The sequence below is a fragment of the Thiocystis violacea genome, from assembly GCF_016583565.1.
Taxonomy (GTDB): Bacteria; Pseudomonadota; Gammaproteobacteria; order Chromatiales; family Chromatiaceae; genus Thiorhodococcus; species Thiorhodococcus violaceus_A.
Genome location: NZ_NRRF01000008.1, coordinates 91,397 through 108,220, shown reverse-complemented (window position 1 = coordinate 108,220; position 16,824 = coordinate 91,397). Strand labels below are relative to the sequence as shown.

At 64.7% G+C, this 16,824-nt stretch carries 14 protein-coding genes; 10 read left to right on the top strand and 4 right to left on the bottom strand.

Annotated features, from left to right (window positions below; translation table 11 throughout):
• The first annotated feature begins 38 nt into the window (after positions 1-38).
• From murB to lpxC, 6 genes are all read left to right on the top strand, one after another.
• Entirely contained in the window at positions 39-923 is an 885-nt protein-coding gene (gene murB / locus CKO23_RS05505; RefSeq protein ID WP_200328877.1) for a UDP-N-acetylmuramate dehydrogenase, read from the top strand.
• Positions 920-1,876, top strand: coding sequence for a D-alanine--D-alanine ligase (locus tag CKO23_RS05500; RefSeq protein ID WP_200328875.1), 957 nt, complete (start codon positions 920-922; stop codon positions 1,874-1,876). Before murB ends, CKO23_RS05500 begins: the two co-directional genes overlap by 4 nt.
• A complete protein-coding gene (locus CKO23_RS05495) occupies positions 1,869-2,678 on the top strand; it encodes a cell division protein FtsQ/DivIB (protein ID WP_346014570.1) in 810 nt (269 codons plus the stop codon). The genes CKO23_RS05500 and CKO23_RS05495 overlap by 8 nt, the downstream gene beginning before the upstream one ends.
• Before the next feature lie 7 nt (positions 2,679-2,685).
• Complete coding sequence (gene ftsA / locus CKO23_RS05490) at positions 2,686-3,921, top strand: cell division protein FtsA (RefSeq protein WP_200328871.1); 1,236 nt, start codon at positions 2,686-2,688, stop codon at positions 3,919-3,921.
• A gap of 272 nt (positions 3,922-4,193) precedes the next feature.
• Positions 4,194-5,354 carry a cell division protein FtsZ gene (gene ftsZ / locus CKO23_RS05485; RefSeq protein WP_200328869.1) on the top strand — a complete coding sequence of 387 codons (1,161 nt, stop codon included), beginning with the start codon at positions 4,194-4,196 and terminating at the stop codon, positions 5,352-5,354.
• A gap of 245 nt (positions 5,355-5,599) precedes the next feature.
• Entirely contained in the window at positions 5,600-6,511 is a 912-nt protein-coding gene (gene lpxC / locus CKO23_RS05480) for a UDP-3-O-acyl-N-acetylglucosamine deacetylase (protein WP_200328867.1), read from the top strand.
• Here lpxC and CKO23_RS05475 read toward each other — a convergent pair.
• Positions 6,508-6,963: a DciA family protein gene (locus CKO23_RS05475; RefSeq protein ID WP_200328865.1), complete on the bottom strand. Its 456-nt coding sequence runs from the start codon at positions 6,961-6,963 to the stop codon at positions 6,508-6,510. The two genes, lpxC and CKO23_RS05475, sit on opposite strands and share 4 nt — an antisense overlap.
• A 196-nt stretch (positions 6,964-7,159) precedes the next feature.
• Between CKO23_RS05475 and CKO23_RS05470 the strand changes: the two genes are divergently transcribed.
• From CKO23_RS05470 to CKO23_RS05455, 4 genes are all read left to right on the top strand, one after another.
• Positions 7,160-8,038 carry a M23 family metallopeptidase gene (locus CKO23_RS05470; protein WP_242482239.1) on the top strand — a complete coding sequence of 293 codons (879 nt, stop codon included), beginning with the start codon at positions 7,160-7,162 and terminating at the stop codon, positions 8,036-8,038.
• Between the two features lie 99 nt (positions 8,039-8,137).
• Positions 8,138-10,975 carry a preprotein translocase subunit SecA gene (gene secA, locus CKO23_RS05465; RefSeq protein WP_200328861.1) on the top strand — a complete coding sequence of 946 codons (2,838 nt, stop codon included), beginning with the start codon at positions 8,138-8,140 and terminating at the stop codon, positions 10,973-10,975.
• Between the two features lie 179 nt (positions 10,976-11,154).
• On the top strand, positions 11,155-12,366 hold the full coding sequence (argJ, locus tag CKO23_RS05460) for a bifunctional glutamate N-acetyltransferase/amino-acid acetyltransferase ArgJ (RefSeq protein ID WP_200328859.1): 1,212 nt from the start codon (positions 11,155-11,157) through the stop codon (positions 12,364-12,366).
• A complete protein-coding gene (locus tag CKO23_RS05455) occupies positions 12,335-13,309 on the top strand; it encodes a Nudix family hydrolase (RefSeq protein ID WP_242482238.1) in 975 nt (324 codons plus the stop codon). Before argJ ends, CKO23_RS05455 begins: the two co-directional genes overlap by 32 nt.
• A 31-nt stretch (positions 13,310-13,340) precedes the next feature.
• Here the strand turns inward: CKO23_RS05455 and CKO23_RS05450 are convergent, their stop codons facing one another.
• The 3 genes from CKO23_RS05450 to CKO23_RS05440 form a co-directional block, all read right to left on the bottom strand.
• A complete protein-coding gene (locus CKO23_RS05450) occupies positions 13,341-13,541 on the bottom strand; it encodes a DNA gyrase inhibitor YacG (RefSeq protein WP_200328857.1) in 201 nt (66 codons plus the stop codon).
• Positions 13,542-13,545: 4 nt separating this feature from the next.
• Positions 13,546-14,313 carry a cell division protein ZapD gene (gene zapD, locus CKO23_RS05445; RefSeq protein WP_200328855.1) on the bottom strand — a complete coding sequence of 256 codons (768 nt, stop codon included), beginning with the start codon at positions 14,311-14,313 and terminating at the stop codon, positions 13,546-13,548.
• 376 nt (positions 14,314-14,689) lie between these two features.
• Positions 14,690-16,666 carry an LOG family protein gene (locus tag CKO23_RS05440; protein WP_200328853.1) on the bottom strand — a complete coding sequence of 659 codons (1,977 nt, stop codon included), beginning with the start codon at positions 16,664-16,666 and terminating at the stop codon, positions 14,690-14,692.
• Positions 16,667-16,824 lie beyond the last annotated feature (158 nt).

Sequence of the window (16,824 nt, the reverse complement as noted above, 5' to 3'; positions counted from 1 at the left end):
GTTCGAGCCTTGTATCCGCGTCCCGAGGCGAGGCTGAAATGCCCGTGCTGAGAGGCGAGCTGCGAATGAACGAGCCGCTTGCCCGCTATACCAGCTGGCGGGTCGGCGGTCCCGCGCGCCGCCTTTATCGGCCGGCGGATGCGGACGACTTGGTGGACTTCCTGCGTCAGTTGGATCCGCGGGAGTCGCTACTCTGGATCGGGCTCGGCAGCAACCTGCTGGTCGGTGACGAGGGCTTCGCGGGGACCGTGATCCTGACCCAGGGCTGCCTCACCGGCATGGAGCTTCGCCCGGAGCATCGCGTTTGGGCCGAGGCGGGGGCAAGCTGTGCTAAATTCGCGCGCTTTGCGTCCCGTCACGACCTGGTTGGCGTCGAGTTCCTCGCCGGTATCCCTGGGACCATGGGGGGGGCGCTGGCGATGAACGCAGGCGCCTGGGGCAGTGAGACGTGGCCGCATGTGCGGCGGGTCTGGACCATCGACCGGTGCGGGTCCGTTCGCGAGCGCGAGGCCGGCGACTACGTGCCTGGATACCGCGAGGTGGCCGGGCCAGAGGGTGAGTGGTTCCTGGCCGTCGAGTTGCAGCTCGTCCCGGGCGACGGCGCGGCGGGGATGGAGCGGATGCGGACCTTGCTCGACCGGCGCGCGCAGACGCAACCGATCGGTTTGCCGAGCTGCGGCTCGGTGTTTCGCAACCCGCCCGGCGATCATGCGGCGCGCCTCATCGAGTCGCAGGGACTGAAGGGACACCGCATTGGTGGTGCGCAGGTGTCTGAGAAGCACGCGAATTTCATTCTCAACACGGGCGACGCGACGGCCTCGGACATCGCGCGCCTGATCAGCCATGTTCAAGATGCAGTGGAGCGCCAGACGGGGATCCGGTTGATCCCGGAAGTCAGGCGCATCGCTGGAGAGTTCTCATGACGATAGAGACGACACAGATGTCCGCCGCCCTCGCCGAGCGCAGTCAGCGGCTCGGTAAGGTTGCGGTGCTGCTCGGTGGTCGCGCCGCCGAACGCGAGGTCTCCCTCAAGAGCGGCGGCGCCGTGCTGGATGCGCTGCGGCGCTGCGGCGTGGATGCCCACCCCTTGGATCCGGACGAGCGCGTTCTGGAAGAGCTGCGCGCCGGGGGATTCGATCGCGCCTTCATCATCCTGCACGGGCGGGGTGGCGAGGATGGCCAGATCCAGGGTGCGCTCGAGACCATTGGGATGCCCTATACGGGGTCGGGCGTCATGGGATCCGCCCTGGGGATGGATAAGTACCGGACCAAGCTGATCTGGACGGCCGCGGGACTGCCCACGGCGGACTCCGTCCTGCTGCGGGATGACGCGGACCTGCCTGCGGCCGAGGCGCTGGGCTTTCCGCTCATGATCAAGCCGGTCCACGAGGGGTCGAGCATCGGGATGGCCCGGGTCGAGAGCGCTGATGCGCTCGAGCGTGCCTGGCGCTCGGCCGCGGAGTTCGATGCCCTGGTGCTCGCCGAGCGGTGGATCCAGGGTGCCGAGCTGACGTGCGCCGTGCTCGGTCAGGAAGCCTTGCCCATGATTCGGCTCGAGACCCCGAACGCCTTCTACGATTACGAGGCCAAGTATCAGGCGACGACGACGCGCTATCACTGTCCGAGCGGTCTCGATCCCGCCGTCGAGGAGCGGCTGCGCCGTTTGGCGCTGGACGCCTTCGAGGTCGTTGGCGCGAGCGGTTGGGGTCGGGTGGACATGATGCTCGATGCCGCCGGACACCCCTATCTGCTGGAGATCAACACGGTCCCTGGAATGACGGACCACAGTCTGGTCCCCATGGCGGCACGGGTCGCGGGAATCGACTTCGATGCCCTGGTCCTGCGCATCCTTGAAACGAGTCTCGATCGTGGCTGAAAAGCAGCGCAAGACCTCGGTCCCGAACAAGGCCTCGGCTCCGAAAGAGCGGGTCTCCATCGCCGTGCGGCTGCGTGCCGTGCTTGGTGTGCTCGCCTTCGTCGCCATGGGCTCCGCGGTCTGGCTGTTCGGCCAGTGGGAGCCCCGTGCCTTGCCGGTCAAAGTGATCGAGGTCGAGGGGGAGCTGCACCACCACTCCTCTCAGCTGCTGCAGGAGCGGTTGAGCGAGCGTCTGAACGGCGGCATCCTGACCGCGGATCTCGCAGACCTCAAGGCCGCGGCGGAAGACCTGCCCTGGGTTGGTCACGCGAGTCTGCGCCGGGTCTGGCCGGACACCCTGCAGGTGCGTGTCGAGGAGCATCGTCCCATTGCGCGCTGGAACGCCGATGGTCTGGTGACGGCCGAGGGTGTCGTCTTCCGGCCGACGGGCGGAACGATCCCGGCGGGTCTTCCCCTGCTCGAGGGCGACGACAAACGGGCGCCGGAAGTGACCGAGCGCTACCTCAAGTGGCGCGATGATCTCATGCTGGTCGGGCACCTCATCCAATCCATGTCGGTGGATCCGCGGGGCGATTGGCGTATCGATCTAGTGATGGGGACCGAGCTGCGGCTTGGGACCGGCGCGGTCGAGGAGCGCTTGGCTCGCTTCATCGCCAGCGCGCCTCAGCTCGAGGCGGCTGGGCAGCCGACGTTGGTCGACTTGCGCTATAGCAATGGTTTCTCTGTGAAATGGGCATCGGGCACGGATACCAAGAACCGTGCCCACAGCGATCGCATCACGCGATCTGGTAATCGAGGATAACTCTGGAATGTCGCGACGTAACGACAAGAACCTGTTGGTCGGTCTGGATATCGGCACATCGAAGATCGCCGCGCTGGTCGGCGAGCTCAAGGATGATGACCAGATCGAGATCATCGGCTTTGGCACTCATCCATCACGGGGGCTGAAGAAGGGGGTCGTCGTCGATATCGAGTCCACCGTGCAGTCCATCCAGCGCGCCGTGGAAGAGGCGGAGCTGATGGCTGGCTGCGAGATCCATTCCGTCCATGCCGGCATCGCGGGCAGCCATGTGCGCAGCCTCAACTCACACGGCATCACGGCCATCAAGGAGGTCGAGGTTTCGCAGGCCGACGTGGACCGCGTCATCGATGCGGCGCGTGCGGTGGCCATCCCCGCCGACCAGAAGATCCTGCACATCCTGCCGCAGGAGTTCATCATCGATGAGCAGGAGGGCATCCGCGAGCCCATCGGCATGTGCGGTGTGCGGCTGGAGGCCCGCGTCCACATGGTGACTGGTGCCGTGAGCGCGGCGCAGAACATCATCAAGTGCATCCGCCGCTGTGGACTCGAGGTGGATGACCTGGTGCTCGCCCAGCTGAGCTCCAGCTACTCGGTCCTCGGCGAGGACGAGAAGGAGCTTGGCGTGTGCGTGGTCGACATCGGTGGCGGGACCACGGATCTGGCGGTCTTCACCGATGGCGCCATTCGTCACACGGCGGTGATTCCGATCGCTGGCGACCAGGTCACCAACGACATCGCCGTTGCCTTGCGCACGCCGACCCAGCACGCCGAACAGATCAAGGTGAAGCATGCCTGCGCCCTGACGCAGCTCGCGGCCAATGGCGAGACCATCGAGGTGCCCAGCATCGGCGACCGTCCGCCGCGGCGCCTGTCGCGCCAGACGCTGGCTGAGGTCGTCGAGCCGAGGTACGAGGAGCTGCTGACGCTGCTGCACAACGAGTTGCGTCGCAGCGGTTTCGAGGATCTCGTTGCGGGCGGCGTCGTCCTGACCGGTGGCAGCGCCAAGATGCAGGGCCTGATCGAGCTCGCCGAGGAGGTCTTCCACATGCCGGTGCGTTTGGGCGTGCCCAACTATGTCATCGGGATGGAGGAGATTGTCAACAATCCGATACACTCGACGGGAGTGGGGTTGTTGATGTATGCGCGCCAACATCGTTTCGCGCGGCGTCCGGAGTTGGCTGAGAACCTGGGCTTGAAGGCGACCCTGGCGCGCTTGAGGGGTTGGTTTCAAGGGAATTTCTAGTCCGTCGAGCGGGCGTGTCTCTCCGCTGGGCGAGGCGGGCGAGCATGGCGTGCGTCGTGGTGACATGGCTGTCGCGAGAGCTTGCGGTTGCCACGCAGCCGATACGGAGACGGTTTGACGGATCTTGTCGGAAACAGAGGCCGCGTCATGTGGTTTCGGGCTGGGGCGCCTACGGCGTTCCGGTCAAGTCGGGGGCGGTCGCATGCCTTGGGGTAAGCGGCTGAGTTAAAGTTTTATGGTGGCGCACCCAATGCGCTTGAGGAGAAGAATCAATGTTCGAACTGATGGATACCCATAGCCAGAACGCAGTCATCAAGGTCATCGGTGTCGGTGGCGGCGGCAGCAATGCCGTCAATCACATGGTCGCCTCGACCATCGAAGGTGTCGATTTCATCTGCGCCAACACGGACGCTCAAGCGCTGAAGAGCTCGAACGTCAAGACCATTCTTCAGTTGGGTGCGGGAATCACCAAGGGTCTGGGTGCCGGCGCGGACCCCGAGGTCGGCCGCCATGCCGCCATTGAGGACAAGGACCGCATCCAGGAGGCACTCGAAGGTGCCGACATGGTGTTCATCACGGCTGGCATGGGTGGTGGTACGGGTACGGGTGCCGCGCCCGTCGTCGCTCAGGTTGCCAAGGAGCTGGGCGTGCTGACGGTCGCCGTGGTGACCAAGCCCTTCCCCTTCGAAGGCGCCAAGCGTCGCCGGATCGCCGAGGAAGGCATCGCGGAGCTGGCCAACCACGTCGACTCCCTGATCACCATCCCGAACGAGAAGCTCCTGGCCGTGCTCGGCAAGGATATGAGTCTGCTCGACGCCTTCAAGGCGGCGAACGACGTGCTGCTGAACGCGACCCAGGGCATCGCCGAACTCATTACCTGTCGCGGCCTGATCAACGTCGACTTCGCCGACGTCAAGACCGTCATGTCGAACATGGGTGTCGCCATGATGGGAACTGGCTCGGCCAGCGGTGAGAACCGCGCCCGCGAGGCCGCCGAGGCCGCGATCAAGAGCCCCCTGCTGGAGGATATCGATCTGGCTGGCGCCAAGGGCATCCTGGTCAACATCACGGCAGGTATGAGTCTGACCATCGGTGAGTTCGACGAGGTCGGCAACACGGTGCGCGACTTCGCCGACGACGACGCCACAGTGGTGGTGGGTACCGTGGTGGATCCCGAACTCGAGGACGAGCTGCGCGTCACCGTGGTCGCGACGGGTCTTGGTGAGCGCCGCGTGACGTTGAAGCGTTCCAGTGGCGAGCCCTCGATGCGGCTGGTCGGCGGTGGCGACGACGACATGCCCGACTACCGCGAGATGGACCGCCGCCCGGCAATCTACCGCAAGAGCGGCAGCGCCATGCCCGCGGAATCCTCGGAGGAGAACGACCTCGACTACCTGGATATTCCGGCGTTCCTGCGTCGTCAGGCGGATTGATCAGGGGTTTCCCTGTATGAAGGATTCTTTTAAAAACAAGGATGTTTCCGCTTATTTGAAGTAAAGCTTGAAAAGGTTTCGGGAAAACCCTAAGCTATGATCAGCGCGCTTCCTATAGGAGGCGCGTGGTAGCGCAAAAGGATAGCGACCGCGGATTCAGGCCAGGTGCCGGGGTGATTGCGGGTGTTGATCAGCAGGCTGACGGAGACGGCAGCCGACGGGGATTGCGAAGGGGGTCCCAACCGATGCTCAAGCAGCGTACATTGAAGAACGTGATCCGCGCGACCGGCGTCGGCCTGCATACGGGCGACAAGATCGAGCTGACGTTGCGTCCGGCTGGCCCCGATACCGGTATTCGCTTTCGCCGGGTTGACCTGAACGAGGCGGTGGAGATCAAGGCAACGCCCTTCAATGTGGGCGATACCCGGCTTTCCACCACGCTGGGCGAGGGTCAGGTGAAGGTCTCGACCGTCGAGCATCTGCTCGCCGCGTTCGCTGGGCTAGGGATCGACAATGCCTACGTGGATCTCAACGGCTCCGAGGTCCCGATCATGGACGGGAGCGCAGCGCCTTTCGTCTTCCTGCTGCAATCCGCGGGTATCGAAGAGCAGCAGCGCGCCAAGCGTTTCATCCGCATCAAGCGCCCAATCGAAGTCCGTGATGGCGATAAGATCGCGCGGTTTACGCCGTATAACGGATTCAAGGTGGAATTCGCGATCGATTTCGATCATCCTGCGTTCGACGCGCGCACCAATCAAGCGGTTATCGACTTTTCGACGGCCTCGTTCGTCCGTGAGTTGAGTCGTGCTCGGACCTTCGGCTTTTTGCGTGAGATCGAGGCGCTGAGGCAGCAGAACCTCGCGCTCGGTGGCAGCCTAGACAATGCTGTCGTCGTCGACGAGTACCGGGTCTTGAACGAGGAAGGGCTAAGGTACGAAGACGAGTTCGTCAAGCATAAGATCCTGGACGCCATCGGCGACCTCTATCTGCTTGGGCATACCCTGATTGGGGCGTTCTACGGCTACAAATCCGGTCACGCCCTCAACAACCGGCTGTTGCGGCAGCTTGCCGCGGACGAGTCGGCATGGGAAGAAGTCGAGTACGAAGATCCAGCGGCAGCGCCAATTTGCTACGCTCAGCCGATGCCTGCCCTCTAGGTTTGCGTGTTGCGCTCGGCGTGGCGTTGCGCGAGGCGTCGGAAGGCCTCGCTCAAGCCGTCATCCGTCTGATGGCCGGCCGCCTCGTACAGGTGCGCCACGACGGCATCGGACAGGCGTCGTGTCACTCGCGCGTCGGCACTCTCCGGCGTGCTGCCGATCATCGGCGGACGGATCCGATAGCGTATCTCGTCGATCCCGTGCTCCCTCAGCGCGGCCAGGATCCGATCCGATAGGAATCGTGCGCGGGTTAGCCATGCCGAAGAGTCCAGAAACACTGTCGCCGTTGAGCCGGATCGCGTGGCTTCGAGGCAGTGAGGCCTCAGTGTTTGCGGCAAGGCGGCCCGCACGCGGCCCGCGATGTCTTCCTCAGTGGGATCCTGCTCGAGCAGACCACGCGCAAGCCGGTGGCCTTGTAGCAGATCCCGAATATGTGAAAATCGAGCGCGCACCTCAGCTCAGTCCTCGTTCAGCACGATCTGGCAATCACCCGGTCAAGGTCAAGGCCCTGATGCCATTGCTTCGACAGCGTCCAGCGTTGGGCGTTCGTCTTCCATCGTGCGCGCATTTCTGACGATTGACCAGTAGCAGAGAGACACGATGTTCCAGACCGATAGAATTCTAGCTAGTCGCGGACATGCTGTTGTGATGCTCTTGGCCGTTCTTGCCTTCTCCTTGGCGGGTGCTGGGCTGGGATTTTGGGTAGGTCATTACGCTGCCAGCCCAAGCGTTGCGAGCATCACCATCGACCGCTCCTCCGCAAGCCGTTTACTCGCCTCGTCGTTGGGCCATGCCCAGACACCGAGCGAGGTGGAGGCGATCATCGTTCGCCTTGGCGAGATGCAGGCGCAGCTCCTGCGGATCAACGCCCTCGGCGAGCGTTTGGTCGAGATGTCGGGGCTCAATCCCGATGAGTTCGATTTCGAGCATGCGCCTCCGCAGGGTGGTCCGGAGCAGGGTGAGGTCCGGGACTACACCATCAAGGAGCTGGCCGGCGAATTGGCGAGTGTCGTGAGCCTGATCCAGGACCGCGAGCGCAAGCTCGACATCATCCAGGATCTCATCATGGAGAAGGATCTGACCGCCCAGGCGCTTCCGGCTGGTTGGCCGGTCCGGGCGGGCTATGTCTCTTCGAAATACGGCTTTCGCATCCACCCGGTGAAGAAGGTGCGGCTCTTCCATGAAGGCATTGATTTCGCCAGTCCGCGCGGTTCGCCCATCTTCGCCGTCGCGGATGGCGTCGTCGCCTTCAGTGGCCGCAAAGGAGGGTATGGTAACGCCGTGGACATCCGTCATATCGATGGCTTGGTGACGCGCTACGCACACAACTCCGCGAATCTCGTCAAGGAGGGGCAGATGGTGCATCAAGGACAGAAGATCGCGACTGTTGGCTCGACTGGGACCGCCACGGGTCCGCACGTGCATTTCGAGGTGCGTAAGGGCGATCGGGCGATCGATCCCATGCCTTACCTGCGCTCCAAGCCGAGACAGACGCTCGCCGCGCGGTCTTCCGACCTGGAAGGCTGATCCCCTCCGGCGTTTCGCCTCGGCGAAACGCCTTCCTACCTTCGTCATCGAAATCCGGTATCATCCGCCGATTTCTGCGACAGCGCCTACGTTCATTCGATGGTTACTCACATCTTCAAGAAGATCTTTGGCAGCCGAAACGAACGGCTCGTCAAAAGCCTGATGAAATCCGTTGCGCGCATCAACGCGCTCGAGCCGGAGCTGGCACAGCTCTCCGATCAGGCCCTTGCGGCCAAGACGATCGACTTCCGCCAGAGGCTGGCCGCTGGCGCAGACCTCGAGGCCCTGCTGCCGGAGGCCTTCGCCGTCGTGCGCGAGGCTGGCAAGCGCGTGCTCGGCATGCGCCATTTCGACGTGCAGATGGTCGGCGGCATGGTCCTGAACGCCGGCAAGATCGCCGAGATGCGCACGGGTGAGGGTAAGACGCTGGTCGCTACCTTGGCCGCCTATCTCAACGCCCTTCCGGGGAAGGGCGTGCATGTGATCACCGTGAACGACTATCTGGCGCGGCGTGATGCGGCCTGGATGGGCCGGCTCTACCACTTCCTCGGCCTTTCCGTCGGTGTCATCAACTCCTCCGGCGGGCTTGGCCCGGACATGGCCTCCTACCTCTTCGATCCCGAATTCGAGGCTGATGGTGGCGCGGGCTATCGACACCTGCGGCCCGTGACACGCCGCGAGACCTATGCCGCGGATATCACCTACGGCACCAACAACGAATACGGCTTCGACTATCTGCGCGACAACATGGCGTTCACGCCTGAGCAGCGGGTTCAGCGCGATCCTTTCTATGCCATCGTCGACGAGGTCGACTCCATCCTGATCGACGAGGCGCGCACGCCGCTGATCATCTCGGGACCCTCCGAGGGCAGCACAGACCTCTACAAGCAGATCAATGGCCTCATCCCGCGCCTCAAGCGCCAGTCCCCAATCACCAACGACGAGGGGCAACCGGACTTCGGCCCGGGCGACTACTCGGTCGATGAGAAGCAGCGCCAGGTCTATCTGAGCGAAGAGGGGCACGAGCACGTCGAGCAGATGCTGGTCGAGATCGGCCTGCTCGGCGAGGGCGCCGGTCTCTACGACCCGAGCAACATCGTGCTCATGCACCACGTCTATGCCGCGCTGCGGGCTCACGCGCTCTTCCAGAAGAACGTCGAGTACATCGTGCGCGATGGCCAGATCATCATCGTCGACGAGTTCACCGGGCGGACCATGCCGGGTCGGCGCTGGTCCGAGGGGCTGCATCAGGCGGTCGAGGCGAAGGAAGGCGTGTCCATCCAGCCCGAAAACCAGACGATGGCCTCCATCACCTTCCAGAACCTCTTCCGCCTCTACCCCAAGCTCTCCGGCATGACGGGCACCGCGGACACGGAGGCCTACGAGTTCCAGCAGATCTACGGCCTGGAGGTCGTCGTCATTCCGACCAACCAACCCATGGTCCGTGACGATCGCGGGGATCTGGTCTATTTGACGCCAGAGGAGAAGTACCAGGCGATCATCGCCGACATCCAGGACTGCGTGAAGCGCGGTCAGCCGGCGCTGGTGGGTACAGCATCGATCGAGACCTCGGAGTTGGTGTCCGGCCTGCTCAAGCAGGCGGCCATCCCTCACGAGGTGCTGAACGCCAAACAGCACGAGCGCGAGGCAGGCATCATCGCCCAGGCGGGCCGTCCTGGCGCCATCACGATCGCGACCAATATGGCCGGTCGCGGCACCGACATCGTGCTTGGCGGCAATCTGGAGGCCGAGCTCGAGGACGCCGGCCCCGACGCCGATCGCGACGCCATTCGCGCCGACTGGAAGGCGCGCCACCAGCAAGTCGTCTCCGCCGGTGGTTTGCATGTGGTGGGTACCGAGCGCCATGAGTCGCGGCGTATCGACAATCAGCTGCGCGGGCGCTCGGGCCGGCAAGGGGATCCCGGCTCGTCGCGCTTCTACCTCTCGCTCGAAGACAATCTGATGCGCATCTTCGCCTCCGAACGGGTCGGCAAGATGATGCAGCGGCTCGGCATGCAAGCGGGCGAGGCGATCGAGCACCCCTGGGTCACCAAGGCGATCGAGAACGCGCAGCGCAAGGTCGAGGGACGCAACTTCGATATTCGCAAGCAACTGCTCGAATACGACGATGTCGCGAACGATCAGCGTAAGGTCATCTATCGCCAGCGGCGCGACCTCATGGATGCCACTGACGTGTCCGATACCGTTGTGGCGATGCGCGAGGATACGCTCAAGACGCTCATCGATACCCACATTCCGCCCGAGAGTCTGGAAGAGCAATGGGATGTCGCGGGTCTCAGCGAGGCCCTGGTGCAACAGCTCGGTGGCGACTGGCCGCTGCAGCAGTGGTTGGATCAAGACCACGACCTGCATGAAGAGACGCTGCGTGCCCGCATTCACGACACCCTGGTGGCGCGCCAACGTGAGAAGGAAGATCTCGTCGGCCCGGTGAACATGCGCCAGATCGAGAAGGCGATCATGCTGCAGACCCTGGATACCCAGTGGAAAGACCACCTGGCCGCGATGGACTATCTGCGCCAGGGGATTCATCTGCGCGGCTACGCCCAGAAGAATCCGAAGCAGGAGTACAAGCGCGAGGCCTTCCAGATGTTCTCGGGGATGCTCGACAGCATCAAGCAGGATGTTGTCACGACCTTGTCCCGACTGGAGATCCAGGCGTCCCCGGGTCAGGCTGGCGATGAGCTTGCCTCATTGAGTGGCCCCGCCGGGAGCTCGGCCTTCGAGTTCAAGCACGAGGTCTTCGAGGGGTTCGATGCCGCGGAGCAGGACAGTCCAGACGGTGAGCCGCTGGCTCAGGGCGGCGAAGATCCTCAGCATCAGCCATTCGTTCGGGACGGACGCAAAGTCGGTCGCAATGAGCCCTGTCCCTGCGGATCCGGCAAGAAATACAAGCAGTGTCATGGCAAAGTCAGCTAGCAAGCTGCTCGGCGACGCATAGCGGCCGCTGAGCGCTCGGCTGCCCTCTTCGAGAAAGAGACAAGCGTTCCCCTGCCTTCGGCCGAGCCTGGCGCCTAGGCTTGGCGCAAGGTCTGGGGGCCTGCGCCGCCCAGGCCTACAGGGTCACATCGGCGTCTTCTTCCAAGGTCCATCGCGACATGAGTGTTTCAGAGTTGCCCTTCGCTCCAGTCCCCGGTGTTCGTCTGGCGACGGCCGCTGCCGGCATTCGCTACCAGGGTCGTGACGACCTCTTGGTGCTGGAGCTGTCGGACGGCGGCAGCTGTGCCGGCGTCTTCACCCGCAATGCCTTTTGCGCCGCCCCCGTGACGTTGGCTCGCCAGCATCTCGGCCAGGGCGCGCCGCGGTACCTGCTCATCAACGCCGGAAATGCCAATGCCGGAACGGGCAAGCGGGGTCTCGAGGCGGCCCGTGCATCCTGCGATGCGCTGGCGAGCCTGGTTGGCTGCGCGTCCGAGCGGATCCTGCCCTTCTCCACCGGTGTCATCGGCGAGCATCTGCCGGTCGAGCGCCTCGCGCGTGCGCTGCCGGGCCTGCTCGATCGGCTCGACGCCGCGGCCTGGCCGGACGCGGCCCGCGCCATCATGACGACGGATCGGGTTCCGAAGCTGCGCACGCGCCACTTCATGGTCGCGGGTCGACAGGCGACCATCACCGGGATTGCCAAGGGGGCCGGGATGATCTGTCCCAACATGGCCACCATGCTCGCCTTCATCGCGACCGACGTGGCGATCGCGCCAGCGCTGCTGCAGCGCTCCCTTCAGGCGGCGGCCGATCTCTCCTTCAACAGCATCACGGTCGACGGAGACACCTCGACCAATGATGCCTGTGTGCTCGCGGCGACCGGGGCGCTGGGCAACACGCCCTTGGCGGATGCCGACAACCCCGACGCCGTGGCCTTCCGCGCGGCGCTCGAAGCCCTCTGCTCCGAGCTTGCGACGGCGATCGTGCGCGATGCCGAGGGGGCGACCAAGCTCGTCACCGTTGAGGTTCGGGGCGCGCGCGACCATGCCGAGGCGCGCGGTGTCGCCTATACGGTCGCCCATTCGCCGCTGGTCAAGACGGCGCTCTTCGCCTCGGACCCGAACTGGGGCCGCATCCTCGCCGCCGTGGGTCGGGCGGGTCTCGTCGATCTCGACATCGAGCGCGTCGGGATCCACCTCGGCGATGTGCTGATCGTCGAAGGCGGTGGCCGTGCCGCGAGCTATGAGGAGGGCCTGGGGGCCGCCGTCATGGCGAAGCCGGAGATCCAGATCCGTATCGAGCTTGGTCGTGGTGCTGCCAAGGCTCAGGTGCTGACCTGCGACTTCTCCTACGACTATGTCCGCATCAACGCCGAATACCGCTCCTAGCCGGGTGCTCATCCATGTGATGGTCGGCGCCATTGCGGATGCCGAAGGCCGCATCCTCGTCACCAAGCGTCCCGACCACGTTCATCAGGGCGGGCTGTGGGAATTTCCGGGAGGCAAGCTCGAGTCAGGCGAGCGCCCGGAGCAGGGTCTGCGACGTGAGCTTGCCGAGGAGCTTGGTATCCAGGTCCGCGCCAGCCGGCCCTTGATTCGGGTCCAGCATGACTATGGCGACCGCCAGGTGCTGCTCGACGTGCATCGCGTGGAAGACTATTGCGGAGTGCCGGCCGGCTGTGAGGGGCAACCCCTCGACTGGCTGCACCCGGATGCCATGGAACCGAGCTGCTTCCCCGCGGCTGACAGGCCCATCATCAACGCCTTACGGCTCCCTGCCGTGCTCCTGATTACCGGCGATGGCGCCGATCGGCCGAACGCCTTCATCGAGCGGCTTGGTTGTGCGCTTGCCGATGGTGTCCGGCTCGTGCAGCTGCGCGCGCACGGTCTGTCGGATGCCAAGTATTCAGCGCTGGCCGCTCGCGCCCATGCCCTCTGTGAGTCTCATCAGGCCCGCCTGCTGCTGAACCGCGATCCGGATTCGCTGGGTGACGTGTCTCGGCACGGGCTGCATCTGACGACTGGGCGATTGATGGGGCTTGAGGCGCGGCCGGGCCGGGCCGGGGAGCTGGTGGGCGCGTCCTGCCACAGCGCTCGTCAGCTCGCGCGGGCCTGCGAGCTGGGGCTGGACTATGCCGTGCTGTCGCCGGTGAAGCCGACGGCCAGCCACCCCGAGGCGGCGCCGCTCGGTTGGGAGGGATTTGCGAGCCTGGTGGAGCCGGCCGGCTTGCCGGTCTACGCCCTCGGCGGGCTGAGTCCGGCCGATCTGGCGGCTGCGTTCACGCATGGTGCTCAGGGGGTCGCCGCGATCCGCGGACTCTGGCCTGCGTAGAGCGGTCAGCCCGTGGCTTGCCGGCATCCGCTCAGTGCTGAGCGGGTTCGTCCTCGGAGGGTGGTGGATCCTCGCTCGGCGCGTCCGTCGGGTCGGCGATCCGGTGATTCTCCTCGATCCAGTCGCCGAGATCGATCAGCCGGCAGCGCTCGCTGCAGAATGGCCGCCAGGTGGCGGCCTCGGTCCATTCGACCGCGCGGCCGCAGTTGGGGCAGGCAACGACCAGCGCCATGCTCTCAGAAGACGCAACAGGTGAGTTTGAAGGCGACGTCCGCGAAATGCTGAGTCGCACGTCCGCGCGCTTCCGCATTCATGAAGCGGATGCTGAAGCGGTTCTTGTGGCCACTGATCTCGGGGAAGATGTTTTGGTCGGCCGCGACGGCGACCCGCAGCATCTGCGCCGGACTCAGGGCGTCGAGCGCCTCTTGATAGAAGCCGCCCTCGGCGGTGAGCTGTCTCGACGGTGAACTGGATCTGACCAGTGAAAGCGCGAGCTGGATGGCGTCGATCGCGGGCTTGAGATCCTTGAGCCACTCCACGAACCTGGCCTCGCGCAGTTCCGGCTCCAAGATCAGCCAATAGTGGAAGTGCGGCAGATCGAAGCTGCAGGTCCCGCCCGGGATGCTGCTGCGCTGCGCGATGGCTTTGAGGAACTCGTCCTCGCGCGCGCTGTGTCCGATGGGTCCGTTCAGCTGGTGGATGGCGTCGCTGGCGCGCCTGAGATCGTCCATCACCTCCGCGAGCGCCCCCTGATCGACGCCCCGCTGGGAGGCGAGCCGGTTCAGGTTGCTGGTGTGACGATCGAGCTCCTTCAGGAGTTCGTTCTTCACATCTGCTCGCGCCGTGACAGCGATGATATCCAGCAGGATTCCAATGGCGCAACGCGAGGCCCGCGGGTCTGCCTGATAGATGAACTGGTCGAGCTGTCGAAACAGGTGTTCCAACCGCAGGAAGGTGCGGATGCGTTCGTTGAGCGGATGTTCGAAGTTGATCAATGTTGACACGGCCTTGTCTCGAGGCTGGGCAGTCGCGGTCCCTATCGACGCGGCTCGCCAGGCGACCAAGTAACGGTTATCGCAGCGCCGATCCGGTCAGCCCTGCTTCAGGTAAACGAGTACGCCGTCGTGAACCAGGGTATCTCGGGTGAGTCGCGGATGAAACCGGAGCGCGTCGTGGGCGCGCTTCCGGGTTGGTTCCGCCCTAAGTCCGGATGGGCGGCCAATGTTCAACCGGGCGCACGTCACCCGTGGTGCTGAAAGGATACCAGGCACGGATTGTCCTGGTTTCGGCAGTCCGTGTCACGGGGGTGTGAGCCCGGAAAGGCCCATCTCGAGCACGATTGCCCCGTTGCGCGATCGCCCGGCGCGCGCCGCCCTGGTCTCAGCCGAGTCGCAAGGCCTGTTTGTAGAAGCGCGGGATGGCATCCGGGTCCGTCGTCATGAGGATCTGGTCGATCAGCCAGGTCGGGACGCGTTGCTGTCTGGCCATCTCGTCGAGTTGAGTCCGCAGCCCTTCCCAGTAGAAGCTTCCGCCCGAGCTGTCGAAGAAGACGATGGGGCCGGTCTCGATGACGCCGAGCTTCATGTCGGTCAGGGTGAGACCGATCTCCTCCAGTGTGCCGACGCCGCCGACCAGAAAGATGTGGAAACTGGCGATCTCGAACCAGCGCTGGCGCGCCTGGCGGCTGCGTGCCTGGAAGGTCTGGTAGAACTCGGCGGTCTGATTGGTCGTCTGGTCGACGGTCTCGATGAAGCTGGAGCCGACCATGAGCCCCAGCGCGTGGGCGACATCCGTCACCTGTTGCATGGCGCCGGGTCCGCCACCCGTGAGGATGCCGATGTCGTTGCCGAAGAGCGCGCGCAGATTCGTCAGGAGGCGTTCGATCTGCTGGGCACTCTCATCGCTCAGCGGCTTGATCGAGCCGTAGATCGCGAAGATGAGGCAGGAGCTGAAGCGGTCGACCTTGTCCGGCGTCGTGAAGTAGCCGCGCAGGCCGCGGAAGACGTGGCGGACGAGATGCCCGCGCTGCTCGTTGCACCAAAAGACCTCGAGCCCGAGACCCTCGTAGTCGGCGAGCCGGCCATGGTCGCGCGAGGACAGGAAGGGGCCATGCTCGAAGGATGCGCGGCGAAAGACGATGCGGGCGATGCGCTGGTGCAGCGCCGCCGCGCAGATCTGGGTGTGCTCGATCAGATTGGGGAAGTAGCCGAGCAGCAGCGTCGCCTTGGCGCCGTCCGGGAGCTCGGCGAGGATCTGGGTGCCGCACTCGACACTGGTACTGAGCTCAAGACCCTCGGCGACCAGGCCGGCGGCCAGCTCGGTACCGCCGCGCGGGTCTCTCGGTGTCTGCGGCTGGCTCCAGAGTGCCTCGGGCGCGGCCCCTTCGAGCAACGTCTGGGGGTCGCGGGTGACGGCGACCATGCGATGCGAATAGCGATCGCGCACGGGGCCGGCCTCGAGACGGTCGAAGACCTCGGACAGCGCCTTGCAGCCGGTCTCGCCGGTCTCCTCGGGCGGCGTCGGCTGGTCGCCCGTGGGGCCATGCCAGTAGCGCGCTCTGGGCTTCACCTGAACGGCCTCATGCACCGAGGCGGCGATGCTGGGGTTGATGATGAGCTGCTCGGTGCGGTTGATGAACTCCAGATAGACGTTGGTTCCGCGCGTCGAGACGGGATCGAGCACGGTGGCTTGCAGGTGGAAGCCGAGCGATTCGTCCAGGTTGCGCAGCACCACATAGTGGCGGTGCAGGAACATGGAGCACGCGGTCACCAGACCGTCCTTCGGCGGTAGCTCGATATGATCGACCGTCTCGCGGATCTGCAGCCGGTTCAGCAGGTCCTTGCCGTCCGCGTGCGTCGCGATGGCGGTGACCTCCTCGGGCGTGAGCGGTTTCTGAAAACGGAAGATCTGCTGCTGGGGGCGGATGATGAGGTAGCCGTTGCCGTCGAGCGAGAATCCGGCCGGCACCTGAAGGGTGTTGTTGCGGATGAGTCCGTGAATGCGCGCGGAATCGAGCCGGTTCTCCTCCGGGCAGAAGACCAGGCGCCCCACCCGCAGACCAGGCACGACGATGCGCTCCAGATGCGCCGCGATTCCATAGGAATGGATGGCTGCGAGGATGCGCAGCTCCATGTCGCAATGATCCCTGTTGAAGTCGGGCTCCCCCAGCGGGAGGATGTTGATGCCGAGGCGTGCCAGCCGGCTCCGCGCGGCGAAGACGAGGTCGGCCTCGCGCCCTCCCGCCAGTTTGCGGAAGGCGGGGGAGATGGCAAAGCGCGCCGCAACGACGAAGCTCGTCTCCTCGGCGGAGATCAGGCGCGTGATCCAGCCGTCGCCGGTCTCGGGGGTTGCGTACATGGTGGGTCTCTCTACAAGAAGGCTCGTCGGCGAGGCAATCGCGGAGCAATGGAGCGCAGCGATTCGCAGGCGCCCGGGTCGGCCTATTCTAGACGCTTCCCTGACACCTTGGCGCCGATGCTAAACTAGCGGGCTTATCCATTCGCGGCTCGGGCGCT